This is a genomic window from Pseudoalteromonas sp. T1lg88 (genome assembly GCF_002964765.1).
Classification (GTDB): domain Bacteria; phylum Pseudomonadota; class Gammaproteobacteria; order Enterobacterales; family Alteromonadaceae; genus Pseudoalteromonas.
The window spans coordinates 418,572-445,007 of the sequence record NZ_PQCF01000006.1; the positions used below are offsets into that span (position 1 = coordinate 418,572).

Sequence of the window (26,436 nt, forward strand, 5' to 3'; positions counted from 1 at the left end):
TTACCGAGGTTAGTCGGTCAGCTCGCCACGAACGCGCTTAGCTACGTTCTCCAGCGCTTCCTTATAGCTGTCGCCCAGCTCCTGCTGGCAACGAGCCACAGAATTCATATCGTGCAGGCGGCCATTTTCCAGGCTATACACCCAGCCATGTACCGTCAGTTCCTGGCCACGGGCCCAGGCGTCTTGCACTATATTGGTACGACATACATTACGTACCTGCTCGATAACATTCAGCTCGATTAGGCGGGCAAGACGCTCCTGCTCCGGTGCCTGCTCAAGTAGCTCTAGGTGACGCTCTTTAATATCGCCTACATGGCGTAACCAGTTGTCGATCAAGCCAAATTTTGCTTCATCCAGAACCGCTTTAATACCGCCACAACCATAGTGGCCCACCACCATGATGTGTTTCACCTTAAGCACCTCAACGGCATACTGCATGACCGACAAACAGTTATGGTCGGTGTGCACTACTACGTTAGCCACGTTGCGGTGTACGAACAGCTCGCCCGGCATTAGGTCAACGATCTGGTTGGCCGGTACGCGCGAGTCCGAACAGCCAATCCATAAATACTCAGGATTCTGTTGCTCTGAGAGTTTCTTAAAGAACTCAGGATCTTGTTCGGTAGTACGCTTAGCCCACTGCTTATTGTTTTCAAAAAGATGACTTAAGTTTTTCACAACAACTCTCAATTTAATTTCGCTTCTATAAAGATATTTCTGGGTGTCAGTGACGATTCACAGAACTCGAAAATATCCACCCGGTAATTTGCTTGCTGCAAATATAAAGCACGATCGAGCACGAGCCAAACCTCAATTGCCCGACGAAACAGATGTCTTACCAGTTCAATACGGTCGGTCATATGCTTTCGATCAGCACCAAAGGCCAAATAATGCGGGTAATTCAAGCCCTCTGGCAGGGTTAGCCCTTTCTGCTGTGCCGCCCACTGGCAAAAGTCTTTAAACTCACCGCTAAACACCAGCTTACCCACAGAAGGCACTGGGGTATACTCGTTGCGTTTAAATACATCGCGCACCAATTGATCAAAGCCAAGACGCCACTGCACCTCGGTTTGGCGCAGCCGCTGCACCCTCTGCCCGGCGGTCACTGTTTGCTGCAGGGCTAACTTTAAGTCACTGCTATAAAAGCTGTTTTGGCTGGCTTTGGCGGCGCTGCTCATGGCCTGATAATGTTCACCGTCGATAAACAAATGATAGCAGCAAGGAGAAATAGACAAACGCTGGGTGCCCAAACGGCTGGCCTGGCGCATAAGTTCCTGATGCAAACCGCCACAGGCATGCAGGGCCACAGCATGATCACACTGCTGCAAGTAGCTCTGGCAATCGTCCTCAAGCACATTGGCGACATTAAAACGTATCGGCAAGGCAAAGCGCTGCGCCAACTCTTCTCCCTGAGCGCATAGCTGTGGCTGAATTTCGACACTCTGTACGCCAATACCGTATTGATGCGCCAACAAACGCCCTAAATGGCCCTTGCCCGCACACCATTCCAATACGGTTTTGGTATTTTCTTGGGGTTGTAAATGAGCGACAAAGGCCTGAAGCTGAGTCAGCTTTCTGCCCTTAATGCCATTACTTAACCAAAAGGGTAAGGTCGGCTGCTCGGCCTCGCCTTGACGCAGCGGCAGAGCACTTAGTTTATCCAGCTGTGCCAGCTCGGGAATATAGGGTTGAAAAAAACGCAGCAACTGCTTAGGGTCGGCTTCAAGCTCAGCCACCTGCTCATCGCTTAAGCCATCAAGCACCCCGGCCAGCTCAGGCCAGGGGTATTGGCCACAGGAAAAGGCTACACACTGCCAGTAACGGCGAGTTTGATATAAGAGGTGATCCAGCGCTTCAAAGTGCGCAAGCAAGGCAGGCATAAGGGTACGGCGGTTAACAATTTGCCGGCGATTATAGCAAAGTAAGTGCCGGTACGCCGCAGTAATTCTATGCCTTCTTGGAGTGCCGAGCGCAGAAAAATAAATGAAGATAGGCAGGCACCGCCACCATCATCATCACCAGAGCCAGCACCATCATCCAGGATAAATTCATCGGTGAGTGCGGCGGCGATGGCTGATAAATAAAGCCATCAAAATGCTTCGCCAGCTTATCCGACTCTAAATGGTAGAGCTCAGTGATCACCCGCCAACGGGCATCCGACATAGCCCCTATGGAATTCCCCGACTGCATGATCAAGGGCTTGAGCTGATCCGCCTCAAATGCCAATTGTTCCAAGGATTTATTGGGAGCGTAATGTTGCTGCGTAAGGGCAATGGCATGGTCGAGATTCAGTAAGGCATAGCGCCAGCCGCGCATACTCGCCTGATAAAAGCGTTCAACCACCTCAGGGGAGTGAGTAATCAGGTGTTTCGAGGTAAAAAGCACATCGCCATATACATTCAGGCCATAACGTTTTGGGCACACCAAACGATAGTCCATGCCCAACTGGCTTAATTGATAGGGTTCATTGGTGACATACACCTGCATGGCGTCAATTTCTTGCGCCAGCCAGGCATCTAAATTGGACTTGCCAAGATGCTCTACCACCTCAACATCAACCTGGCGATGATCCAACAAGCTCATTAGCTCGGCATCTTCGCCCTTGGTCAGCAAACTGATACGCTGGCCTTGAAAGTCTTCGGGATTAAAAATGCCAGAGTCTTTACGCACCAGCCAGCAATAGGCTGAAGACTGCAATAAGGCCGCCAGTGCCACCACCGGCTTGCCTTCCAACCTTTGCTTGATAATGCCCGAGTGAGTCACTCCGAAATGAGCCTTGCCACTGAGCACCTTGGCCATGGTATCAGTGTCCGTTGGCGACGCCGGTACTATATTGACTTCTAAACCCACATCGCGGTAATAGCCCAGCTCCTTGGCAACATAATATCCGGCAAACTGAAACTGATGCTGCCACTTAAGCTGTAAGGTTACGTTTGTGGGGGAGTCAGCCCAAGCCCATGGCATGGTGCACAGCAGCAAGAAGCAAACACAGTAGCTAGCGAATACGGTGGCTTTGTTCACGATTCATCCCTGATTACGTTAACTACTCCACTATAAGCAAGCTTCGCTGATATTGCCAGTTGCGCCACCTTGGCGATGGGCCAAAAACTGGCGATAACAAGGGTTTTGCGTTTCATCTATGTATTGATAGCCCAAACGCTGCAAATGCTGGTTAAAGGCCCCCAGCTCCACCTCGGGCACCTCAAATGCCGCCAGTACATTGCCGGTGGCAGCTCCATGGTTGCGGTAATGAAACAGGCTTATATTCCATTTACTGCCCAGGGTATCCAAAAAGCGCGCTAAGGCGCCAGGATATTCAGGGAACTCGAAGCGCAACAAACGCTCTTCAAGCTGGTCGCTGGGCTTGCCGCCGACCATATAACGTACATGCAGCTTAGCCAGCTCATTATCCGACATATCAACATAGTCGTAACCTTGCTGATCAAGGGCTGCCAGCAGCTCTTGCAGTTCACTGGCGCCCTGGCGCAGACCGATACCCACAAAGATTTGTGCCTCGCCCGGACCGGCATAACGGTAGTTAAATTCGGTGATGGCACGGCCGCCCAAGGACTGACAAAAATGCTTAAAACTGCCCTTTTCTTCCTTAATGGTGACCGCCAGCAGGGCCTCATTTTTCTCACCCAGCGCGGTGCGCTCGGCGACATGGCGTAAACGGTCAAAGTTGAGATTGGCACCGGAAAGCACAGCCGCCAGCTTAAGCCCCTTCACACCCGAGTTATTCACCCATTTTTTCAAACCGGCCAGCGCCAAGGCGCCGGAAGGCTCGGCCACGGCGCGGGTGCCAACAAAAATATCCTGTACCGCAGCACAAATTTCATCGCCGCTGACGGTGACTACTTCATCGCAAAACTGCTGCGCCAGCCTAAAGGTTTCGGTGCCGATGATCTTCACCGCCACACCGTCGGCAAAGCTGCCGACGCGCTCCAGTTCCACCGGCTTCCCGGCGGCCATGGCCGCTTGCAAGCAGGCACTTTCTTCGGCTTCAACGCCGATAACGCGAATGTCCGGGCGCAAAGACTTGATATAGACCGCCATGCCGGCGAGTAGACCGCCGCCGCCGACCGGCACAAACACAGCATCCAGCTCGGGCAACTGCTGCATCAGTTCGCGGGCTATGGTGCCCTGGCCGACGATCACATCCGGGTCATCAAAGGGTGGCACAAACACCGCCCCCTGACGCTCGGCAAGAGCCAGCGCATAAGCCTTGGCGGCATCGAAATGATGACCATGAAGTATCACCTCGGCACCAAAATTACGCACCGCATCCACCTTGATCTGCGGCGTGGTCAAGGGCATCACGATAGTGGCCTGATGACCCAGCTCGGTGGCACTTAGCGCCACCCCCTGGGCATGGTTGCCCGCCGAGGCGGTAACCACCTTAGAACCCTTGGGTAACTTGCTCAGCTTGTTATAGGCACCGCGCAATTTAAAGGAATATACGGGTTGCTGATCTTCCCGTTTAAGCCAGATTTTTGAACCCAGCTTGGCTTCCAAGGCACTGAGTTCACTGACCTCGGTCACCTTGACCAGGGGCTCCATATTAGCCTGTATGATGGCGCGAAAATAATCGAGTTCAGTGGCCGCCATCAGCTTAACTCCTCAAGCTTTTGCAGATCGCGCACCGCGCCCTTATCGGCACTGGTGGCAAGCAAGGCATAGGCTTTAAGAGCCGGGGTCACCACACGCTCACGAGCAAGCGGCTTATAGGCCTGCTTACCACGAGCCTCTTGCTGGGCGCGTCGCTCTGCAAGTTGCTCTTCGCTCAGCGCCAGGTTGATGCCACGGTTGGGGATATCTATCACCACCTGGTCACCATCTTCCACCAGGGCAATGGCACCGCCGCTGGCCGCCTCTGGCGAGACATGGCCGATGGATAAGCCTGAGGTGCCGCCGGAAAAGCGGCCATCTGTGATCAGCGCACAGTCTTTATCTAGGGCCATGGACTTAAGATAACTGGTGGGGTAAAGCATTTCCTGCATACCCGGGCCACCTTTAGGGCCTTCGTAGCGAATGATCACCACGTCGCCCTTTTGTACCTTGCCCTCAAGAATGCCATCGACGGCATCATCCTGAGATTCATAAACCCGGGCGGTACCGGTAAATACCAGCATGTCCTCGGCAACGCCGGCACTTTTTACGATACAGCCGTTTGGCGCCAGGTTACCGTAGAGCACGGCCAAACCGCCGTCCTGACTAAAGGCATGTTCAACACTGCGGATACAACCCTGCTGGCGATCCAGATCTAGCTCCTTCCAGCGATAATCCTGACTCATAGCCTTTGTAGTACGAATACCTGCCGGGCCGGCGCGATAGAAGGTTTGCGCCTGAGTATTTTCTGAGTCAGTAGCATCGAAACGGGCGATCACTTCGGCCAAACTCTTGCCTGCCACATGACCTACGGATAAATCGAGCTTATCGGCCTTGGCCAGCTCATTGAGTATGGCCATGATGCCACCGGCACGGTGCACATCTTCAATATGGTATTGCTGGGTGGCAGGTGCCACCTTACAAAGGAATGGCGTGCTGCGGGACAGTCTGTCTATGTCCGTCATATCAAAGTCAACGCCGGCTTCTTGCGCCGCGGCCAGTAAGTGCAACACAGTATTAGAGGAACCGCCCATGGCGATATCCAGGGTCATGGCATTCATAAAGGCCGCCTGATTAGCGATATTGCGCGGCAGTACAGACGCATCATCATCACCATAAAAACGGTTACATAAATCGACGATACGCTGACCCGCTTCCACATAAAGCTGCATACGATCCTTGTGGGTCGCAAGCGTGGTGCCATTACCAGGCAGAGCCAGACCTAAGGCTTCGAGCAAGCAGTTCATGGAGTTGGCGGTAAACATGCCGGAGCAGGAACCACAGGTAGGGCAGGCGGAGCGCTCAACCTGCTCCGAGTCTTCATCGCTAACCGTAGGATCGGCGCCCTTGACCATGGCATCCACCAAATCCAGCTTGATATCTATATTGGCCAAACGGGTTTTACCCGCTTCCATGGGGCCGCCGGAGACAAAGATCACCGGAATATTTAAACGCAGCGCGGCCAGCATCATGCCCGGGGTGATCTTATCGCAGTTAGATATACACACCATGGCATCGGCACAGTGGGCATTGACCATGTATTCCACCGAGTCGGCAATGAGGTCGCGTGATGGCAAGGAGTAAAGCATGCCGCCATGGCCCATGGCGATGCCATCGTCTATGGCTATGGTATTAAACTCACGAGGTACGCCGCCGGCGTCGCGAATGGTCTGCGCCATCAGATCGCTGAGCTGGTTAAGATGCACGTGTCCTGGCACAAATTGCGTGTAGGAGTTGACCACAGCGATTATTGGTTTTTTAAAGTCGCTGTCGGTCATCCCGGTTGCTCGCCACAGGGCACGGGCGCCCGCTCTTTTACGTCCTTCGGTTGTTGTTGCACTGCGTAATTTAGCCATGGTTACCTCGATATTTTTTGCGATTCACTGAATCGGCTTTCCTCATTCCCAAAAATTCGGCAACGCCCATGCGCTGCCACAAACTTAGTCGTTTACGTATTCCAACCAGCCGCGAGGGTCTGGGCTTTGCCCTTTAACCAAAGCAAAATATGCTGCTTGCAGCTCTTCGGTGATAGGGCCTCGCGCACCTTGACCAACAGGGATCTGATCCACGCTGCGCACCGGAACGATTTCTGCCGCTGTGCCTGTCATAAAAAACTCATCGGCCAGATATAAGGCTTCACGAGCAATTGCCTCTTCGCGCACCTCAAAACCACGCTCTTTAGCCAGCGTCATTATGGTGTCGCGCGTCAGGCCAGGCAGGATACAGGCTGTGGTCGGCGGGGTATAAAGCACACCGTTTTTGATCACGAAGAGGTTTTCACCAGCGCCTTCACTCAGCAAGCCATTGGTGTCCAAGGCGATGCCTTCAACATAACCGTTACGCTTGGCTTCACCTGAGATAAGCTGTGATGACAAGTAGTTACCACCTGCTTTAGCGGCGGTTGGCATGGTATTCGGAGCCAGACGGTTCCAAGAAGAAATACACACATCCACACCCTGCGCCAATGAGTCTTCGCCCAGATAGGCACCCCATTGCATCGCCGCAACGGTGACATCGGCAACACGGGATTTAGGGTTGATCCCCAGGCCCACATGACCCAAAAATGCAAACGGACGCAAGTAAGCATCGCTAAAGCCATTTTGCTTTACCGCATCCTTACAGGCCTGGGTGAGTTGCTCTAAGGTAAAGGGAATTTCCATACGGTAGATCTTGGCCGAATCATAAAGAGCTTAAGGTGATCGGTTAAACGGAAAATTGCCGGACCGTTTGGCGTGTCATAGGCGCGAACACCTTCAAATACCGAGCTGCCATAGTGCAGCGCATGGCTTAATACGTGCGTCGTTGCTTGCTGATAGGGGATCATTTCGCCGTTATGCCAAATCAGTTCAGAGCTTTGTGTCATGTGTTGTACCTTCTTTAAAATTCAATTCTCGCGTTGCCATTGGACGCGGACTAACTTGCTTGTTGCTGTAGCTGTGCCGTGGTGACACTGTGCACATCTACTAATTTATTGAGCTGCTGTGTTAAAAGATAGATAGGTTTATCGCTATCTACCGTGATATTGACCGCAAATTGATCTTGGTCACAGGCCAATTCCAGGGCGGTCAGTTTAAAACCACGGTGACGAGCCACTCGCAGGAAACGCTCCACGGCCACGGTTTGATTCGCTAAGTTTAGGGTTAAACGGTGTTTCATGGTTTTTTCTCGCTATTGGCTTGGGTCATCATTTGGTCATTGGCGGCACCCGGTGGAACCAGGGGCCAAACATTGTCTTTATCGTCTATGCATACATGCAGTAAATACGGGCCCTTACTGCTGAGCATGGCATCTAACGCTTCATCTACCTGCTCATGATGGGTGATGCACTGTCCATCGATACCGAATACTCGCGCCAAAGCGACAAAATCCGGGTTATCCGAAAGATTAGTTTCACTGTAGCGCTCGGCGAAAAATAACTGCTGCCACTGGCGTACCATGCCAAGACGCTGGTTATCTATCACCACAATTTTCACATCCAAGTTATTGCGGCGTATGGTGGCCAGCTCTTGGATATTCATCATGATTGAGCCATCGCCGGATACTGTCAGCACCATATCGTTCGGGCGCGCTATTTTGGCGCCTATGGCCGCCGGCAGGCCAAAGCCCATGGTGCCAGCACCGCCACTGCTTAAGTGATTGCTGGGGTGAGAGAACTGCATATGCTGGGCCACCCACATCTGATGCTGACCCACATCACAACAAACCACCGCATCGGCACTTAAGCGCTGTGACAGTTTGTTCAACAAGGCTGGGGCGTAAACCGTTTCTCCAGGATAGTCATAGCGCCATGCATGCTGCTGTGCCAAGGCGGTGATATGCGCGCACCAATTCGGCTCGGTGACAAAACAGTGCAGCTGCGGCAAAGAGGCTTTTAAATCAGCCACCAAAGAGGCGGCGGCAGGCTTGCGTTTACCCACCTCAGCGGCATCTATATCCAGGTGAATAACCTGGGCATTGGGGGCAAATTTAGTCAGGTTACCGGTCACCCGGTCGTCGAAGCGTGCGCCGATACACAACAATAGATCGCATTGCTGCACCGCCAGGTTGGCTGCTTCACCACCGTGCATGCCTAGCATGCCAAGGTTCAGTTCATAGTCTGGTGTCACACTGCCTAGGGCTTTTAGCGTTTGTACCGCCGGCATCTGGGTTTTATACAAAAACTGCATCAGTTGGGCTTGCGCATCCGCGGCCTGAACGCCGCCACCGATATACGCGACCGGGCGCTGGCATTCGCTGAGTAGCTGATTGGCGTTGTTCACCTGTTCCTGACACGGCTGCTGTCGCGCCTCGCTATCGGCCAGCCAGGGCTGATAGCGAGCTTCACCCATTTGAATATCTTTGGGGATATCCACCAGCACAGGGCCGGGACGACCGCTTTGAGCAAGATGAATGGCCTGTTGCAGTATGGGCGCCAAATCTTCGCTGCGCTCTACCATAAAGCTGTGTTTGGTGCAGGACAGCGACATGCCCAAAACGTCCACCTCTTGGAAGGCATCGGAGCCGATGGCGGCGGTGGGAACCTGACCTGTGATCGCCAACAGAGGCACAGAGTCCATCATGGCGTCGGCTAAAGCGGTGATCAAATTGGTTGCGCCCGGGCCACTAGTGGCCATACAAACTCCCAACTTACCACTGCTACGGGCGTAGCCTACTGCGGCAAAACCGGCACCTTGCTCGTGACGAGTAAGATAGTGAGTTACCTGAGATTCATACAAGGCGTCATAAATGGGCATGATGGCTCCGCCTGGGTAACCAAATACCTCATTTATTCCTTCCCTTGCCAATATCTCTACTACTAATTCTGCGCCGGTCATTGTTCCTCATTCCTCAATGTGATGGCCCTGAAACGAAAAAGCCCCCCGAACTTTTCAGTGCGGGGGGCCTTAAGCGTGTTAATTTTTTAACGCACTACGAAGCCCCCGCGGTAATAATAATCACCACGGTGTTAATCACTAGGATTAGGCTTGATAGCAGGTTAAGCATAAATTAATTCGTTCTAAGTCTAATTAAAAAATCTAATGGACGGCTGGGCCGTCGCTCTTTTTCTATTAGTACCGCGAGCACCTGTGTAAGTCAACTACAAAAACAATGCAAAATCCCAATCAAAGAAGGACTAAAAAGCATAAAAAATCCCTTAAACAACCTAAAATTTAAACCTATCAACCTTACAGCCCTCAACTGCATATAACTTACCTTCACTTACCGATAGCACTAGCTGATTAATTTCTCGCAATTATTTTTCGGTCAATGGGTTTTATGAGTTAACTCGGGTACACTCAGAGGCGACTCTAGTTTAAGGATGACACGATGAAAAAATTAACTGCATTTTGGCTCTTTTGCCTGTTTATTATTTTTACCCAGCCCGCTTTCGCCGAACTGACACCGGCTTTGTGGCAGGTGGAAAAGCAGGGAAAAACCTCGTACTTATTCGGCACAGTACATGTTGGCGACACCAGCATGAAGGGCCTGCCAAAAAAGATAGAAAAAGCCATAAGCAACAGCGATGCTGTGGTGGTGGAAGTTGATTTAACTGCCCTGTCTGCGGTGCAAATTCAACAGCGCTCCATGCCGTTTTTAATGCTGCAAAATGGCCGTACTCTGGACTCGGAGCTAAGCCCGCAAAGCTACCAGAAGCTGGACCAATACTTTGGCGAAAAAAATATTAATATCAAGATGTTTTCCTCGTTAAAACCCTGGGCCGTGCTACTGACAATGATGCAGATTGAGCTGCAAAATGCCGGTTATTCAGACGAATTCGGCATAGATAAGCAAGTACTGGCCAGCGCCAAACAAAAAAACAAGGCCATTATCGAGCTGGAATCTCTCGAACAACAACTGGAAATGTTTACCGTACTAGAAGAGCATTCGGACCTCATGGTTGCCGATACCTTCCGCCAGCTCAATCAATTTGATGAGAGTTTTTTACGTCTGATCAACGGCTGGAAAAAGGGCGAGACATCCGTGCTCACCGAGGCCTATGAACAGTCCTTCGACGACTCCGAATATGGCCAGCTTAATGAACATGTACTCTTAATTGAGCGCAACCATAAGTGGATAAAACAATTGGAAAAAACACTGCAGAAGCAATCATTATTTATCGCCGTTGGCGCCCTGCATCTGGGTGAAGAAAACGGCTTAATCAAGCTGCTACAGGCACAAGGTTTTAAGGTCTCGCGCATCTAATTTCAAACCCATGCGCGCCAAACAACATGGGGAGGCGTGAAAATTTGTGTCGCCATGGGCGTTGACAGCGTGGCATGGAAAGTGTTTGAATAAAAAAGCACCCTATTGATTCGGCCATTTAGATGGCCGCAAGGGCTAGAAGAGGTGCGTCATCCAGGTAGTTATGATGAGGAGAGCAAACTCCAACGACTCATAATGAGGGGGATGTACGCCGAGAGGTGAGGTAAATTGCTTAATACTCCCTCGGGCGCTTGGGTTGAATCCCGGCGACTGTCACCAATAGCACACATTGCTATATATTTGGTGGAGAGCTTCTGGTCTTAACATAACAGGCCGGCAGGCTTTGTTACGTCTAAGCCCATTCGCTCTTCGAATTTAACCTGTTCGAGTCGGCGAATGCGGAAACCACTTCCCTTTGTTGCTCTCGAACTCGCACTAAGTTCGGATGAGATGACAACTACTCAATCGTTATCACACACTGTGCTGTGGACAGCACTGATCACCCCGCTGCTTGAAGATGGCGGTATAGACTTTGACGCCCTAAGCGCGCTGGCACAAGAGCAAGCGGCAGCCGGTAATGGCGTGTTGATCCTGGGCTCCACAGGCGAAGCCCTTGCCCTAGATCTGGCCGAGCAACAAGCCGTGGTGCAACACATTTGCGCCCTGGAACTGAACACCCCGATTATGGTCGGTGTAGGTGGCTACAACCTTGAAGCACAGCGCCAATGGCTGACCTTTTGCAATGACTACCCGATAGACGCCTATTTGCTTGGCGCCCCCTTGTATGCCAAACCCGGTCCAGTAGGGCAAGAGCTATGGTTTCGCGCTCTGCTTGATGCCAGCAAACACCCCTGCATGCTTTACAACGTCCCCGGCCGCGCCGCGGTCAGCCTGGACCCACAGGTACTCGGCAAGTTGCAAGATCACCCGCGCTGCTGGGCACTGAAAGAAGCCAGCGGCAGCATCGACTGCTTTGAGCAATATCGTCTTGCGGCACCGCAACTGGCTATTTTCAGCGGCGACGATGCACTGATCCCCTATTACGCTCAGGCCGGCGCCGCCGGTTTGGTCTCGGTTGCTGCCAACGTGTGGCCGCAAGCAACGCACCGTTTTGTGCAGTTAAGCTTGCAAGGGCAAAGCCACAATGCCTTTTTGCATTGGCGCGAGGCGGTGGCGGCGCTCTTTCATGTTAGCAACCCGATTCCGACAAAGTACTTGTTACACGCCCTTGGGCGCATCAATACGCCAACTCTGCGCGCCCCGTTAACTCATGCGGAGCTAAGCGATTTACGACCACTTTTACGCGTACACGACAGCATCACATCTTGGCATTCAACACAGGTTTAATATTTTCATGAGCTGGTTAGAACTTCTTAATAATTTAGAAACGGGCGCCGTTCGCGCCGCATCACAAGACGAAAATGGTCAATGGCAGGCCAATATCGAGGTTAAGCAAGGCATTCTTGAAGCCTTTAAAAACGGCACCAATACCGAATTCCCTGGCGGTTTTGTCGATAAAGACAACCTGGCACCGCGCGGTTTTAGCGCCGAAGACAACGTTCGCATGGTACCGGGCGGTACCTCGGTGCGTCGCGGCGCCTATGTGGCCCCTGGCACCATCATAATGCCACCGGCCTATGTCAATATTGGCGCCTTTGTCGATGAAGGCACCATGGTCGACAGCCATGCGCTTGTGGGCTCTTGTGCTCAGGTGGGTAAAAATGTGCACCTTAGCGCTGCGGTGCAACTCGGTGGCGTATTAGAGCCTATCGGTGCCAGCCCTGTGGTGATCGAAGACGACGCCTTTATTGGCGCCGGCTGCGTTATCGTTGAAGGCGTGGTAGTGAAAAAAGGCGCAGTACTGGCGCCGGGTGTGCGCCTAAGTGCCACCATTCCGGTGTACGACTGTGTCAATGAGCGTCAGCTCGACAAGGGGGAACCCATCCCGGAAAACGCCATAGTGATCCCGGGCTCACGTCCAAGCTCAAGCGCCTGGGGGCGTGAACAAGGCTTGTCGATGAGTTGTGCCCTAATCGTGAAATACCGCGATGAGCAAAGCGATGCATCACTCGCGCTGGAAGAGGTATTACGCTAATGCTTCCTGTCGGTACCGAGCTGCAAACGCACCTTGAGTGCATCGCCCAAGAGCAGATGGAGCCATGCTTTGTCTACCATCTTGACGCCTTACGCCAGCACTTGGATAAGCTGATGGCCCAAGACGTGGTCAAGCTCTGGTATGCGGTTAAAGCCAACCCCTTGTCGCGTATTATCCGCACCCTGGCCGAGGCGGGCTTTCAGTTTGACGTGGCCAGCAGTGGCGAATTGCATCAGGTACTGGCACAACAAATTAACCCGGAGCAGGTGTTGAATACCGGCCCGGCGAAATCAAAGCGACAAATCGATGAGTTTATCGCCCTTGGCGTGCGCACCTTTGTGGCCGAAAGCCTTAATCAAGTGCGCTGGCTAAACCAAGCGGCGCAGACTCATAAGGTACAGCTTAAGCTGCTACTGCGGGTGCAATTGCGCTGGCCCAAGGGTGAAAAAAACCCCTTGGGCGGTGATACCCTCACCCCTTTTGGTCTCGACCCGCAGCAGTGGCATGGCCTTTACCTGGCGGACTATCCGGCACTGACCTGTATCGGCGTGCATATTTTCCAATGGGGCAATATGCTTAGCGCCGACAAGCTATTACATCTATGGCAACAAATGCTGCCGCCACTTCAGGCCCTAAGTGAGCAGCTTGGCTTTGCCATGCAGGTGCTGGACTTAGGTGGTGGTCTGGGCGTGCCCTATGACGACGAAAGTGAGCCCCTGGCCTGGCAGGATGTACTGACGGCGCTTGAGCAAATCAAGCGCGAAAGCGGCGTGCAGGAGCTATGGATGGAGCTAGGTCGTTATGCGGTGGCCGAATGTGGCTATTACCTCAATCCCGTAGTCGAGCAAAAGGAAAACTATGGCGAGCAGCAGTTAATTGTCAGCGGTGGCATCAATCATATACTGCGCCCTGCTGTGGCAGGCCAGGCTTTCCCTTGCGCCCTATTGCGAACAAGTACAGCGCCGACCCGGGCCTTCAATATTCACGGTCCCTTATGTACGGCATTGGATTCTTTGGGCACGCACATGCTCCCCGAAGATATTAACGAGCAAGACTGGCTGGTGTTTTTTCAGGCCGGTGCTTATGGCTTTACCGAGAGTATGCCGTTTTTCCTCTGCCACCCGCTGGCGGCCGAGTATGTAATAGCCGACGGCAATTTACACCTATTGCGCGAAAGCGCTGCGCCCAGTAGTTATTTGAGATAGCCGCATGAACAAAATTGAGCAACAAAATATTCAGGTTGGTGAAATCGCCAATGGTTTACCCCTGACCATTCCCGTGTACCGCCTAAAAGGCGATGGCAGTGGCAAGAGCGTCTATATTCAGGCCAATATGCATGGCGCCGAGGTACAGGGTAATGCGGTTATTTATCAGCTGCTTGAGCAACTTAAAAACTTAGGGTTACGGGGCGATATCACCCTGGTTCCTTATGCCAACCCCATCGGCTGTAACCAAAAGTCGGGGGAATTTACCCTAGGTCGTTTCGACCCCATTACCGGCGTAAACTGGAACCGCTTATATCATTACAATACCGAGCTGGTAAGGCGTTTTGCCGAGCAAAGCGACGGCCTGTCCGATCAAGAATTGCGGGACGCCTTTAAAGCGGCCTTGGTTGAGGAAGTGGAGCAGCGTTTAAACGGCCCACAGCATGCCTTAACTACCGGTAAGCGTATCGCCCTGAATCTACAACGCCTAGCGCATAAGGCGGATATAGTACTCGACCTGCACACAGGTCCTATTTCCGCCAAGCACCTGTATTGCCCCGAGTATGCCCGTGCCAGCGCCCGTTATTTTAATATTGAGCACGTGCTCTTGATCCCCAATGAATTCGACGGCGCCATGGATGAAGCGGCATTTTGCCCCTGGTGGCAGCTGCAAACCCAGCTAAAACGTCAGGGCCGCGACTTCGAAGTACCAGTAGAAGCCTACACGGTGGAGCTGGGCTCACAGGAGCGCATTGATTTGACCGAAGCCTTGGACGATGCACAAAGCATACTAAGCTATTTGAATTATCAGGGCGTGTTTGTGGATGCGGCCTATCAGCCTAAAACCATGCAGCGCCACGCCTGTTATCTGAAAGACTATGTGGCCTATTATGCGCCCATGGGCGGGATGATCGAATATCTGGCAGGATTGGGCGAGCACCTGAAGGCGGGTGATGCCTTTGCCCGCATTCTTCGAATGGAGCGCTATTTAAGTGAAGAGCCACTTCATACCCTGCGTTTCGACCAGGATGCCATCGCTATTTTGCACTTTGCCTCGGCCAGTGTGAATCAGGGCACCGAACTCTACAAATTCTTTACTAATACCTTCGAGTTATAACCGATTGCGTGAGAGTCAGTGAGAGGTACTCACTGCTAATGGGCGGCCTAGCCGCCCATTTTTTCAGCCTAAATTCACGCAAGTGCTGCGAAAGTATCGCACTAACAGTATAATTCCTTGTACCTTATACAATTAAATAACAGGTAAGTTATGGATTGGCGCTATCTTATTGCCGGTTTAGCCACGAGCACACAGCTCTGGGCCGCTCAACCGGAAGCTGAAGAAAAAAGTTACCAGCAAGAAGAACTCAATATCGTTAAGCAATGTATTCTCAATGAAGCCATTGCCGGAGATGGCGAGCAAACTCTCGCCCAGTTGCGAGAAAAATGCACTGCACTTGAGGTAAGCAAACAACTCAGCGCCATAGATAAACGCAAGGCTCGCGAGCAAGTGACGGAAAAAAACCGTAACGTGATAACCCCGCACAATCGTAACTATATTTTGCCCGTCACCTATATCAAGCATCCCAACGAGGAGCCCTTTGGTGCTGATCTTGAAAACCTCTCCACAAATGACGAGAGCGAAAACCTAGATAACGTCGAAATTAAATACCAGCTTTCGCTTAAAGTTCCAGTTTTCGACGATTTTAGCGACAAGGATCAGGCCGTTTATTTCGCCGTCACCCTGCAATCGTACTGGCAGTTTTATAACGACGATATTTCCTCGCCGTTTCGCGAGACCAACTATGAGCCGGAAATCTTCTGGATTAACTACCTGGATGAAGAAAACGTCTGGTGGGGCGATGAGCTTGCCGTAGCTTTGGGGATTTCACACCAGTCTAACGGCCGCAGCCAGCCTTACTCGCGCTCCTGGAACCGCGTCTATGCCAACTTTATCTGGGAACAAAACGGCTATGTATTTAGCTTCAAGCCCTGGTACCGCCTTCCCGAAGACGAAAAAGACGATCCGATGGAAGCCAAGGGCGATGATAACCCGGATATTCACAAGTACATGGGTTACTTTGAGTTTCGCGGAGTGCGCCGCTTTGAAGACCACGAGGTCAGCTTTATGCTGCGCAATAACCTAAACTCGGACAACCGTGGTGCCTTACAGCTTGATTGGTCCTTCCCGCTTTGGGGCCGCCTGCGTGGCTATGCCCAATACTTCAACGGTTATGGCGAAAGCATGATCGACTATAACGCCGATATCGAACGCTTTGGCGTGGGTATCCTGTTGACTGACTTGCTGTAAAAAGCAGCCATTATCATTAAAAAAGCCAGCATTATGCTGGCTTTTTTGTCGATATTATCGAGTTAACGAGGTAAAGGCTATTTCGCTATAACAACAAAGCGCCCTTCAAACTCGCCAACCAGGGTGTCGCCATCATAAATCTTCACCGGTACCTTATAACTGGCTTTACCATCACTTTCCAGCTGCTCAAAGCAACCTTCACATACCTGTTGATCTACATGCGCTCTGGGCAGTGACTTAATTGGCTTGAGGTATTTAATATTGGCGTCGGCTAAAACAATGTCGCCCTCTTTACCTGCCTCTCTCAAGGCAAGATAAGTGGCCCCCCATCCAGCCAGGGTTGCCATGGAATACACTGAACCGGCAAACATGGTGTTGTGCACATTGATATTGGCATCCAGATCGGCCACCACACTAAACTGCCAATCCGTGTAGGATTCCACCTTAATGCCCATCTTATCGCTGATGGGGATGGATTCACGCCAGGTATTTTGCAGCACCTGAGTCCAGTCCGGGTGACGGAACCAACCGGGCTCGCTGGGGCGTTGCTTAACCATGCGCCAATGCTGCACATCGCCAAAAGCCAAATGCGCTTTTTCTTTTAATTCATAGCCATGACGCCTATAGAATTCAAGTGCTCGCTCGCGGGCAAAGAGCACCAACTCATCGGCATTTTGCGTCCAGGCAACCTTCTCTAATTCATGTAATAAACGGCTGCCTAAATGCTGGCCTCGGTGCTCTTCAGCCACCGCCATATAGCGCACCTGAGCCTGCTGGCCATTGTTAAAATGTAATCGGGCGACGGCAAGCACCTCACCTTCTTTATTTTTAATAAAGCGATGTTCTGATTCCTGCTCTAAATCATCCTGCTCACTGCCACGAGGCTGATCCCAAGGCGCTCGTAAAACCTGCCAGCGCAGTTGGTAATACGCCTGCCAATCATCACTACTTTGTGGGGTGGTTACCTGGAACATACTTCCTCCAATCACTTTTTTGCCATCCACCTTACAAGATTTAACGCTTAGGGCAAATAACACTAAAGCACAACTAGCCAAACAAGCGTAAATGATTATGCACGGCTAACAGTATGGGTCTATGCTGAGCTAATGAAAGCTGCACTTATACACAATGATGCCGCATCCAGGCACTTTATTACCAATTGCGCCCACCTGGGGCATTTACTTTATTGGTATCGCCAAGGGGGCACCCGCCTTGAGGTGCGACAACAGCAAGAGTTTCGCTGGCTGTTGCTCAATCACACCCTGCAATCCGTCATTGTCGCCAATCAACCACAAAGATTGCTGCTCCCCCATCTGCATATCCTGGCCCAATACTGGCAAACCCTTAAAAAGCCGCAAAGGGTGCTGGAGCTGGGCCTTGGTGGCGGCGCCATTCGTAATTACCTGCAATACTCCTATCCCGAGGCCGAGCTGGTGTCGGTGGAACATAATGCCCAAGTGATCCACTGCTATAAACGCTTTTTTAGTGCCGGGCAAAGCGATAACCTCTGCTGCCTTGATGCCGAGCAAGCGCTTAACCGCTGCGGTCGTTTTGATTGGTTGATCTTGGATTTATTTAGTGAGCTGGATGCGCCGATGTTTTTATTCCAGCAGCGCTTTTACGAGCTTTTGAGTGCAGCATTGGCGCCGCACGGATATGTTTTTATTAACTTTCTAGCCCATCATCACAGCCAGTTAACACGCTTAGAACAGCTGCTTGCAGCCACCTTTGGCAAGGCGGCAAAAGTTATTACTGTGCCCGGCTACGCCAATCATTTGCTCTTTATCAGTCGCTAAACCGTTAGGTTAAAAGTGACCGGACCATCATTGGTTAAACTCACCTGCATATCTGCCGCAAACTGGCCGGTGGCTACGCTGATCCCTTGCTCCTGCGCCTTGGCGACAAAATATTCATACAGGTGGGTAGCCTGATCTGGAGTTGCGGCACTGGAAAAACTCGGGCGCATGCCCTTTTTCGTATCCGCTGCCAGGGTAAATTGCGACACTACCATAAGCTGGCCGCCTATATCCTTAAGGCTGAGGTTCATCTTGCCCTGCTCATCGGTGAAAATCCGGTAATTGCTGACCTTGTGCAGCAACTTATCCGCCTGGGCTTCGTCATCGGCTTTCTCTACCCCAAGCAACAATAAAATGCCCTGGCCTATTTCCCCGACTAGCTTGCCTTCCACTTCCACTTTGGCGCCACTTACACGCTGAATTAATCCTTGCACTAAGACCTCTTTAACTGCAGATACAAATGGTCGGTCGCCCGACATAGAGCCTGACAATATACCTCATTTTCGAGAGTGCAACCAAGCTCGGCGACTATCTGCAATTGGGCCTGAAGCGCATTTGCCAAACGCTGTGCCTGGGCAAAGGAGCAGCGTAAATCATAACGGCCATGAACCATATAAGTTGGCATCTTGTTGAGGCTGTAAGCCCCTTTCAGCAACTGCTCTTCCGCTAAGAAAAAGCGGTTCACCCGATAGTGCAGATGCAATTTTGTCAGCTGCAGATGATTATCATGCTCCATGGTTTGCCGCCCCAATTGCTGCTGCCAGGCTCCCCAAGCTTTGGCGGCTTCTATTTGAACCAGCTCATTGGCATCGAAAAGGCGTTGATAGTAGTCATCTACCAACTCGTCCGGGGCAAGCAGTATTGGATTAAAGAGGTGATACTGCTGCGGATAAAATTGTGCCGCCGCCCCAGATGAGCCCAAGCTCCATGCACAATCCTCGCGGGTACCTAATAAGCTCGCCCATAACAATAACGCGGACACCTGCTGAGGATGCGCTAAGGCATAGCTCAGCGCCAACATGGCGCCAAAACCTTCACCGGCAAGAATTACACGGCTTAAACCGAAATGCTCACGTATCAGCTCCAGATCGGCAATCAATAAATCGAGATTGTTGTGCTCGCAGGTATGCGGGGTGGAGTTACCACAGCCGCGCTGGCTGTAGAGAAAGATACGATAATGACGGGGATTAAAATAGGCACAAGGAGCGCGATTAAGGCCTGCACCGGGGCCATCATGGCAGACAAACACAGGAAAGCCGTCGCGATTACCATGCTCTTCAATTTCGAGTTGGTGGCCATGAGCCACGGCAAGATGATAAACCTGCCGCGGCGCGTCTATAGGATAGCTGAACGCCATGCTCACTCCTTGCGAGCGGCAACCTCCTCGGCAACGATATCGTCAATGGGTGGCCGACTCACACTAATACATACGGTAAATTCCGCGCCCAGCAAGACCACAATCCACGACAGATAAACCCAGACAAACAAAATAGGCACGGTAGCCAAGGCGCCATATATCAGTTCGTACGAGGGAAAATGACTGATATACAGTGCAAAGCCTTTCTTGGTCAGCTCAAACAGCAGCGCCGCAAAAATAGCGCCGGGGATCGCCGCCCTAAAGGGAACGCGGGTGTTAGGTACTAGAGTATAGAGCATTATAAAGCCCGCGGTGGACATCACATAAGGCAGCGACTTAATCACAAAGCCGCTGAACCCGGGGATCCCTTCATCGGCAAAGGACACCAGAGACACTATATAAGACGTCGCGCCTATGCTTAGACCAAGCAGCACGGGGCCAAGGCTGAGCACCATCCAATAAACGGCGAAGGAAATCATCGCCGGGCGCTTTTTCTTAATGCGCCAGATACGATTTAAGGTGGCATCTATATTGCGAATCAAAAACAGCGCCACAACCGCCAAAAAGCTTATCCCCACCGCGGTCATCTTATTGGCATTACCGGTAAAGGCACCTATATGCTCTTTGATCACATCCGTAGAGGTAGGCACCATGTTAGTGAAGATAAAGTTTTCGATATTAATACGTATGTCTTCAAAGCCGGGAAAGGCGGAAAAAATAGCCACACCCACCGCGATTAAAGGCACCAGGGATAATAAGGTAACATAAGCCAGGTAGCCGGCATTCACGGCGATCTGGTCTTCACCACAACGGGTAAAAAAGTAGCGCCACCAGCGCGGCTGAGCTTTAACCCAAATTGCCAGGGTTGTTTTTATTTTGTCACTATCCCACTTCATTGCGAACTCAAAGAAGAAAATCTTTTGCTTATCATAGCAATCAGCCACATAATTTACAGTATCAAGTTTAGAGACAGGACACTCAAATGCTCAAAAAAATAGCCCTAGCAACGGCTTTTCTCTCCCTTAGCGCATGCCAATCTGCCTACTATTCGGCCATGGAATCCGTAGGCGTACACAAGCGCGATATTCTTGTCGACCGGGTGGAAGAAACCAAGGAATCGCAACAAGAGTCTCAAGAAGAGTTTCAGTCCGCCCTTGAGCGCCTAAGCACCCTGATCAACTTTGACGGTGGCGATCTGCAAGACGCCTATGAACAACTGAACGATGATTATGAGGCAAGTTTGGCGGCCGCTGAAGAGGTCAGCACCAATATCGATAAGGTTGAAGATGTGGCCGAAGCCTTGTTTGAGGAATGGGCCGACGAACTCGAAGAATACAAAAGTGCGTCTTTAAAACGCGAAAGCACGAAAAAGCTGCGCGCCACTGAGCGTCAGTTTGCCCAGTTGCTGCGCTCCATGCGTGCCAGCGAAGCAAAAATGCAGCCGGTGCTGGAATCGCTGCAAGACAATGTGCTTTATCTGAAGCATAACCTGAATGCTCAGGCCATTGCCGCCATCAAGGGCGAATTTGCCAACCTGCAGCGCGATATCAAGGTGCTAATAGATGATATGAACCGCTCTATCGCCGACTCTAACCGCTTTATCGAGCAAATGAACCAAGGTTAAGCCTGATACTAATTCACTTAAACAGCCATCATTCTAGCGGGCTAAAGGTTGTGCTCACATACTTAACAGAATTGGTATTAAAAAAAGGAGTCTTGCGACTCCTTTTTTACTTGTATCGGCTAATTAGCTTGCGCTTTCATTGGTTTGACCGCAGCCACCGCAACATGAACCCTTCTCACTTTCTTGCAGTTCTGCGCCCGCGAAGGCAGCAGAAGCTCCCCCTGTAGTCACAGGCAAGGCTTCATCCTTATCTAGGCCAAAGACCCCTTTAACTACCTGCCAGGTAACCGCAACGGCACCAATAATGAATACCACATCGCCAATGGTGCGGATCCAACGCAATGCCACCAAGACATCGGTTTGTAATAATGCCTCTGAGCGGGCATACCACAGACCTTGGGAAGCGCTAGCATAAAATTGAATTAAGCCCACAGGCAGTAAACTGGTAAACAACATTAGAGCAAGGCCTATATTCATCCACCAGAATGACGTTTTCATCAGCTTTTCATCAAACTGCATGCTTGGGCGGATATAGCGCAGTACCAACAGGGTAAAGCCCAGAGCAAGGAAACCATACACGCCAAATAGTGCTGCATGAGCATGCGTTGCCGTAGTGTTTAAGCCCTGCACATAGTACAAGGAAATAGGCGGATTGATGGCAAAGCCCAGCACGCCCGCGCCCAACATATTCCAAAATGCCACGGCAATGAAGAACATCAAGGGCCACTTTACGTTTGCCATCCAAGGGCTACGTTCTTTCAGCTTGTACTGCTCCCACGCCTCATGACCTAGCACTATCAAGGGCACTACTTCCAGCGCACTAAAGGTTGCACCAACCGCCATCACAGGTGTGGTTGTGCCTGAGAAATACAAGTGGTGGAATGTACCGGGCACGCCTCCAAGCATAAAGAGCGATGCAGACGCCAAAGAAGCTATTGTTGCAGAGCGCTTAGAAACCAAGCCCATGCTGTGGAAGATAAAGGCCAATGCCGCAGTTGCGAACACCTCAAAGAAGCCTTCAACCCAAAGGTGGACAATCCACCAGCGCCAGTACTCCATTACCGAGATATGGGTGCGTTCACCATAGAAGAAACCGGCACCATAGAATAAGCCAATAGCCACTACCGAGGCGCAGAATAAAGCCAACAGGTTTTTATCACCTTCTTGCTTAAACACAGGAAGAATCGCTCGCAACATCAGTACCAGCCAAAAGACTATGCCGGTAAATTTACCTATCTGCCATAAGCGGCCCAGATCAACAAACTCATAACCCTGATGCCCTAACCAGAAGTTTAAATGCGCAGGCATAATTTGTGCGATAGCCAGGTAGTTACCAACAAATGAGCCAACGACAACGACCACTAAGGCCCAGAATAAGATATCTACCCCCAGCTTTTGGTATTTGGGGTCACGCCCACCATTGATAATGGGAGCGAGGAAAAGACCGGCAGCCAAAAACCCGGTTGCTATCCAAAACAGTGCTGCTTGAATATGCCATGTACGCACTAGGCTGTATGGGAACCATTGTGATGTTTCAATGCCATAAAAGCCCTGCCCTTCGACCGTGTAGTGTGCCGTAAAGCCACCCAGTAAGACCTGGAAAGTAAATAAGGACACCACCAGAAATAGATACTTACCCAAAGCTTTTTGCGATGCTGTTAGGGAAAATGATGCTATGGGGTCTTGCTTAGGCGGAGTCGGTGCTTCTTCATCTTTATGCAGGAAGGACCAGGCCCAAACGAGCGCACCAACACCGGCGATCAGCAAGATAACGCTAACAATCGACCACACCAGGTTTTCCGCAGTGGGTTCATTATCGATCAGCGGCTCATGAGGCCAGTTATTGGTATAAGTAGACGAACCATCGGGGCGCTCTGTGGCCGCAGCCCAAGCCGTCCAAAAGAAGAACTCGGTGAGTTTTTCGCGACGCTCTGCACTGGGCAAAGTGCTTTCTTTCATCGCATAATGTTTACGGGTTTGCTGTAATAACGGGTCGCCACCGAACAGCGCATGGTAATAAGCCGCCGTTTGCTCAATGGCAGCCAGGCGACGGGAAGACAGAGTTACCGTACCCGTATTTTGATCATAGGTATTGGTCCTGTACTCTTTTTTAAGTGCCCAGAGTAAAGGCTGTTGTAGCTCTTCAGACAGGTCATCAAAGCTTACTCCATGTGCCTCTTGAGCAGCAATATCCAGCCACTGGACGAGTTCACGATGCAGCCAATCGGCGGTCCAATCTGGCGCCTGGTAGGCACCATGCCCCCAAATTGAGCCGAGTTGCATCCCCCCGACCGACTGCCAGGCCGTTTGCCCATCTAAAATCGCATCCTTAGAGGTGTAAACCTGACCATCCTGACTAACAAACTGCTCGGCAATAGGCGGCGCAACACGATAAACCTCACGACCAAAATAGCCGAGAATGGCGAAAGTAACGGCGAGCACCCCAAGCAGCGTCCACCACAGTTTTTTATATTCTCTCATCGTCTTTCTTCCTTAAACCCTTGTGAATAAGGTCTTGTTTTCAAAGTTAATTCGGTTAGCGAATAAAAGAGCTGCAACCCTGGGTATAGGGTCGACGGGCCAACTCAGATAAGCTTCCAACGGAACCTCAATAACATGCATTCAAAATGAATCTTCAGGAAGTTTACACATCACACCCAAAGATGTAAAATAAATACATGTTTAAATATCATCAAAGGCGCTTTGACGCTAAGGTCTTTCGTTAATGAATATCACCCGCTTTACCGATTATTCGCTGCGCACCCTGATCTATGCAGCCTTGCATCAGGACGAGACGGTCACCATACAGGCGGTGGCCGATAAGTATCAGATCTCCAAAAACCACCTGATGAAGGTGGTACAGGTGCTGAGTAATAAGGATTACCTCACTGCCACCCGAGGTAAAAATGGCGGTATTCGCCTAAGCCGCGAGCCGGCGCAAATCAATATAGGCGAACTGGTGCGCCTGCATGAGCAGGACTCGACCCTGGTAGAGTGTTTTGGTGCAGATAATCACTGCGTGATCTCTCCCGCCTGCCAGCTTAAGGGGATTTTGGCGCAGGCCATGGAGTGTTTTTTTGCCCATTTAGATAATTTCACCCTGGCCGATTTGGTGAATTCGAACACGGATTCAGAGCTCAAACAGTTACTACAGATAAGCGAACCATCTAAATTTTGAGATAACAAAGAGAGGATGTCATGGCCGTGTTACTACCCAGTGGACAAATTGCAGAACCCGATGAAAAGGCCCGTGGTTGGGCCTTTATGCGCTTAGCGTTTCGACCTCTATTTTGGCTTGGCGCCCTGTTTGGCATGCTCAGCATAATCACCTGGAGCCTTACCTATACGGGTCACCTAGCGTTTTCACCTTATGGCGGCGGCTATTTCTGGCATACCCATGAAATGCTGTTTGGCTTTGCCGTGGCCATTATGTCGGGCTTTTTATTGACCGCGGTGCAGAATTGGACCGGAGTGCCCAGCATTAAGGGCAAGCCCTTGGCAGCCCTGGTGTTACTCTGGTTAAGTGCGCGAATACTGATGGCCCTGCCCGGTTCATGGGTTCCCAGTGCCCTAGTGATTGCCGTGGATATCGCCTTTCTACCCGCCGCGGCACTGTGTTTTGCCTTACCCATTATCAAGGCTCAGCTAGTGCGCAACCTGTTTTTTGTGCCCCTGTTACTAATGATGGCGGCTCTTAACCTGTTAATGCACTTATCCCAGCTTCAGTGGGTAGCGCTGAACTTTATTACCCTCAGCCATACCATGGTGTTAATGGTGGCCTTGGTAATGGTGATTATCGGTGGTCGGGTATTCCCCATGTTTACCGCTAATGGCACACAAACTCCAAAAGTAGACAATATCCTGTGGCTGGATAAGGCCGCTATCATCTCGGTATTGGTGTGCGCTTTGCTGACCCTGGTCAACAGCGAACAAGGTATTGCACTGCAAGGTATGGCCTTTATCGCTGCGGCCTTGATTAACTTTGTGCGCGCCTGGCGCTGGCGCATCTGGGTTACCTTTGGGACCGCCTTAGTATGGCCGCTGCATCTCAGCTACTGGGCCATTTGTATTGGCCTGTTGATGCTGGGGCTGATGAGACTGGAAGTATTAAGCAACCCTTCTTTGGCCTATCATGCCATTACCGTTGGCGGCATGGGATTAATGATATTGGCTATGATATCTCGGGTGTCTCTCGGTCATACCGGACGCATGATCAAGGTAGGCTGGGTGATCAATAGCGCCTTTATCGCCCTGTTTAGCGCCTTTGTGATCCGGGTGTTTGCGCCCCTGGTGAGTGACCAGTATCAAAGCCTAATCTTGGTGTCTGCACTCTTGTGGACCCTTGCCTACCTGATTTATATCATCGCCTATGCCCCCGTGGTATTTAAGCCCCGCGTGGATGGCCGCGATGGTTAAGCATGACATAAACAAGACGGCGTCAATACGCCGTCTCTGCCTAACGCTTTTTCCTTCGCCCATTTAAGACAGGCGTTACGGCCAGCATCACGCCGCTGACAAAAGCAAACACAGCGATAAAGGTCAGCACACCGTTTATCGTCCTTGGGTGTTCAATCACGGTACTATGGAAAAACACCCGTCTTCCACCATCAACCTGCTCTTCAAATTTTATCCCTAGCATATCAAAACTGTATCTATAGGTTTTATCGGCTCGCAGAGACATTTCCTTTCGCTTTTTATCCACTTCTACGTGGTCTTGCTCATCAGGTATTAAATGGCGCCATCTTGAAAAAACATCGTCCGGCTCAGAGTCTTTTATCACCCCTTGCGACTCGTAAACGATTTGTCGCTCCGGGAACAGTAAGGCATTGTGGGCGCAATAAAAAAGTGCGCAGCCTAATGCAACCAGGGCGATGGCCCAAATCTGTATCTGTGCTCGGCGGCGCTGTATCGCACTTTGCTGCTGTTGCAGATATTGCTTGGTTTGCGTGATTTGGTTCAGCTGCCCGAGGTCTATGTCTTCACCCCACTGCGCCATAAATTGCTCCAAGGTAAGATTGAATGCACTTAATAAGCGTTCAAAAATATCTTGAGAAGGGGTCGATTTATCATTTTCAATTTTGGATAAATAGCTTTGCTCAATGCCTACCTTGACCGCCAGCTCGGGCTGGCTTAATTGATACTGCTGACGCAAATTTTTTATTGCAGTTCCTAAACTCATTTCTGCTCTCCATGTTAATAGTCAGCTCAAGTCTTTCTAATTCCTTAAAGAATAAGAACATGAATAGTGATGAATACTCAA

Annotated in this window: 23 protein-coding genes, 1 pseudogene and 1 riboswitch; of the genes and pseudogenes, 10 read left to right on the top strand and 14 right to left on the bottom strand. The window is 51.0% G+C overall.

Annotated features, from left to right (window positions below; genetic code table 11):
* Positions 1-9: 9 nt before the first annotated feature.
* The 8 genes and pseudogenes from can to ilvG form a co-directional block, all read right to left on the bottom strand.
* Positions 10-678, bottom strand: a complete 669-nt coding sequence (can, locus tag C2M34_RS03655; protein ID WP_105199311.1) for a carbonate dehydratase — start codon at positions 676-678, stop codon at positions 10-12.
* Between the two features lie 8 nt (positions 679-686).
* The gene (locus C2M34_RS03660) at positions 687-1,880 is read right to left on the bottom strand and encodes a methyltransferase (protein ID WP_105258091.1); all 1,194 of its coding nucleotides are present in this window, start codon (positions 1,878-1,880) and stop codon (positions 687-689) included.
* 67 nt (positions 1,881-1,947) lie between these two features.
* Complete coding sequence (locus C2M34_RS03665) at positions 1,948-3,021, bottom strand: ABC transporter substrate-binding protein (RefSeq protein ID WP_234000061.1); 1,074 nt, start codon at positions 3,019-3,021, stop codon at positions 1,948-1,950.
* Positions 3,022-3,051: 30 nt separating this feature from the next.
* Positions 3,052-4,608, bottom strand: coding sequence for a threonine ammonia-lyase, biosynthetic (gene ilvA / locus C2M34_RS03670; protein WP_105258092.1), 1,557 nt, complete (start codon positions 4,606-4,608; stop codon positions 3,052-3,054).
* The gene (gene ilvD / locus C2M34_RS03675; protein ID WP_105258093.1) at positions 4,608-6,464 is read right to left on the bottom strand and encodes a dihydroxy-acid dehydratase; all 1,857 of its coding nucleotides are present in this window, start codon (positions 6,462-6,464) and stop codon (positions 4,608-4,610) included. The genes ilvA and ilvD overlap by 1 nt, the downstream gene beginning before the upstream one ends.
* Before the next feature lie 84 nt (positions 6,465-6,548).
* Positions 6,549-7,471, bottom strand: a pseudogene (locus C2M34_RS03680) (branched-chain amino acid transaminase).
* Between the two features lie 50 nt (positions 7,472-7,521).
* Entirely contained in the window at positions 7,522-7,764 is a 243-nt protein-coding gene (ilvM, locus tag C2M34_RS03685) for an acetolactate synthase 2 small subunit (RefSeq protein WP_105199307.1), read from the bottom strand.
* A complete protein-coding gene (ilvG, locus tag C2M34_RS03690) occupies positions 7,761-9,422 on the bottom strand; it encodes an acetolactate synthase 2 catalytic subunit (RefSeq protein ID WP_105258094.1) in 1,662 nt (553 codons plus the stop codon). Before ilvG ends, ilvM begins: the two co-directional genes overlap by 4 nt.
* Before the next feature lie 493 nt (positions 9,423-9,915).
* Here ilvG and C2M34_RS03695 point away from each other — a divergent pair, with 493 nt between their 5' ends.
* The 6 genes from C2M34_RS03695 to C2M34_RS03720 all read left to right on the top strand — a co-directional run bounded on the left by C2M34_RS03695 (position 9,916) and on the right by C2M34_RS03720 (position 16,399).
* Positions 9,916-10,791 (top strand): TraB/GumN family protein, encoded by an 876-nt coding sequence (locus C2M34_RS03695; RefSeq protein WP_105258095.1) that lies wholly within the window; start codon positions 9,916-9,918, stop codon positions 10,789-10,791.
* Positions 10,792-10,922: 131 nt separating this feature from the next.
* A riboswitch (Lysine riboswitch) is annotated at positions 10,923-11,113 on the top strand.
* Positions 11,114-11,241: 128 nt separating this feature from the next.
* Positions 11,242-12,138, top strand: coding sequence for a 4-hydroxy-tetrahydrodipicolinate synthase (gene dapA, locus C2M34_RS03700; protein WP_105213482.1), 897 nt, complete (start codon positions 11,242-11,244; stop codon positions 12,136-12,138).
* A 7-nt stretch (positions 12,139-12,145) separates the two neighbouring features.
* Positions 12,146-12,886: a 2,3,4,5-tetrahydropyridine-2,6-dicarboxylate N-succinyltransferase gene (locus C2M34_RS03705; RefSeq protein ID WP_105258096.1), complete on the top strand. Its 741-nt coding sequence runs from the start codon at positions 12,146-12,148 to the stop codon at positions 12,884-12,886.
* The gene (locus C2M34_RS03710; RefSeq protein WP_105258097.1) at positions 12,886-14,091 is read left to right on the top strand and encodes a PLP-dependent decarboxylase; all 1,206 of its coding nucleotides are present in this window, start codon (positions 12,886-12,888) and stop codon (positions 14,089-14,091) included. The genes C2M34_RS03705 and C2M34_RS03710 overlap by 1 nt, the downstream gene beginning before the upstream one ends.
* A gap of 4 nt (positions 14,092-14,095) precedes the next feature.
* Positions 14,096-15,208 carry a succinylglutamate desuccinylase/aspartoacylase family protein gene (locus C2M34_RS03715; RefSeq protein WP_105258098.1) on the top strand — a complete coding sequence of 371 codons (1,113 nt, stop codon included), beginning with the start codon at positions 14,096-14,098 and terminating at the stop codon, positions 15,206-15,208.
* Between the two features lie 150 nt (positions 15,209-15,358).
* Positions 15,359-16,399, top strand: a complete 1,041-nt coding sequence (locus C2M34_RS03720) for a phospholipase A (protein ID WP_105258099.1) — start codon at positions 15,359-15,361, stop codon at positions 16,397-16,399.
* A gap of 77 nt (positions 16,400-16,476) precedes the next feature.
* Here the strand turns inward: C2M34_RS03720 and C2M34_RS03725 are convergent, their stop codons facing one another.
* Positions 16,477-17,373, bottom strand: coding sequence for a bifunctional GNAT family N-acetyltransferase/hotdog fold thioesterase (locus tag C2M34_RS03725; protein ID WP_105258100.1), 897 nt, complete (start codon positions 17,371-17,373; stop codon positions 16,477-16,479).
* A gap of 132 nt (positions 17,374-17,505) precedes the next feature.
* Here C2M34_RS03725 and C2M34_RS03730 point away from each other — a divergent pair, with 132 nt between their 5' ends.
* On the top strand, positions 17,506-18,195 hold the full coding sequence (locus C2M34_RS03730; protein WP_105199298.1) for a spermidine synthase: 690 nt from the start codon (positions 17,506-17,508) through the stop codon (positions 18,193-18,195).
* Here C2M34_RS03730 and dtd read toward each other — a convergent pair.
* The 3 genes from dtd to C2M34_RS03745 are packed head-to-tail and all read right to left on the bottom strand — an operon-like array spanning position 18,192 to position 20,448.
* Positions 18,192-18,629 carry a D-aminoacyl-tRNA deacylase gene (gene dtd / locus C2M34_RS03735; RefSeq protein WP_105199297.1) on the bottom strand — a complete coding sequence of 146 codons (438 nt, stop codon included), beginning with the start codon at positions 18,627-18,629 and terminating at the stop codon, positions 18,192-18,194. The two genes, C2M34_RS03730 and dtd, sit on opposite strands and share 4 nt — an antisense overlap.
* The gene (locus C2M34_RS03740) at positions 18,629-19,552 is read right to left on the bottom strand and encodes an alpha/beta fold hydrolase (protein WP_105258101.1); all 924 of its coding nucleotides are present in this window, start codon (positions 19,550-19,552) and stop codon (positions 18,629-18,631) included. The genes dtd and C2M34_RS03740 overlap by 1 nt, the downstream gene beginning before the upstream one ends.
* 2 nt (positions 19,553-19,554) lie before the next feature.
* Positions 19,555-20,448 carry a virulence factor BrkB family protein gene (locus C2M34_RS03745; RefSeq protein WP_105199295.1) on the bottom strand — a complete coding sequence of 298 codons (894 nt, stop codon included), beginning with the start codon at positions 20,446-20,448 and terminating at the stop codon, positions 19,555-19,557.
* 86 nt (positions 20,449-20,534) lie between these two features.
* On the opposite strand from C2M34_RS03745, the gene C2M34_RS03750 reads away from it, so the two are divergent.
* Positions 20,535-21,176 (top strand): DUF2959 domain-containing protein, encoded by a 642-nt coding sequence (locus tag C2M34_RS03750; protein ID WP_105199294.1) that lies wholly within the window; start codon positions 20,535-20,537, stop codon positions 21,174-21,176.
* Positions 21,177-21,299: 123 nt separating this feature from the next.
* On the opposite strand, the gene C2M34_RS03755 is transcribed toward C2M34_RS03750, so the two are convergent.
* Positions 21,300-23,657: a nitric-oxide reductase large subunit gene (locus C2M34_RS03755; protein ID WP_105258102.1), complete on the bottom strand. Its 2,358-nt coding sequence runs from the start codon at positions 23,655-23,657 to the stop codon at positions 21,300-21,302.
* A gap of 244 nt (positions 23,658-23,901) precedes the next feature.
* Here C2M34_RS03755 and C2M34_RS03760 point away from each other — a divergent pair, with 244 nt between their 5' ends.
* Both C2M34_RS03760 and C2M34_RS03765 read left to right on the top strand, forming a co-directional pair.
* Positions 23,902-24,354: an Rrf2 family transcriptional regulator gene (locus C2M34_RS03760; protein WP_105199292.1), complete on the top strand. Its 453-nt coding sequence runs from the start codon at positions 23,902-23,904 to the stop codon at positions 24,352-24,354.
* A 20-nt stretch (positions 24,355-24,374) separates the two neighbouring features.
* Positions 24,375-25,592: an NnrS family protein gene (locus C2M34_RS03765; RefSeq protein WP_199878769.1), complete on the top strand. Its 1,218-nt coding sequence runs from the start codon at positions 24,375-24,377 to the stop codon at positions 25,590-25,592.
* A gap of 40 nt (positions 25,593-25,632) precedes the next feature.
* Here the strand turns inward: C2M34_RS03765 and C2M34_RS03770 are convergent, their stop codons facing one another.
* Positions 25,633-26,355, bottom strand: coding sequence for a helix-turn-helix domain-containing protein (locus C2M34_RS03770; protein ID WP_105258103.1), 723 nt, complete (start codon positions 26,353-26,355; stop codon positions 25,633-25,635).
* Positions 26,356-26,436 lie beyond the last annotated feature (81 nt).